Annotated in this window: 1 pseudogene; it reads left to right on the forward strand. The window is 59.5% G+C overall.

The window, feature by feature from the left end:
- A pseudogene (locus AC58NV_RS23800) lies at positions 1-311 on the forward strand (IS481 family transposase); the annotation flags it as partial.

Consider the following 311-nt stretch of genomic DNA (forward strand, 5'->3'; position numbering starts at 1 on the left):
ACGCTGTCCGAGCTCTCATACAGCGATCGAAAGCTTCGAACGCGGCGTTGAGCCGGGAGCTTGGCATTAACGTCAAGACCGTCGCCAAGTGGCGCAAGCGGGATAGCGTGGAAGATTCAGCGATGGGCCCGAAAGAAGCGCACTCGAGGGTTCTCAGCATCGAAGAAGAGGCGATCATCGTCGCCTTTCGGCGTCACATGCTGCTGCCACTGGATGACTGCCTCTATGCTCTGCAGCCAACCATACCGCATCTGACGCGCTCTTCACTGCACCGCTGCCTGCAGCGGCATGGCATCAGCCGCTTGCTCGAA

Source organism: Leisingera sp. ANG49 (genome assembly GCF_059694505.1).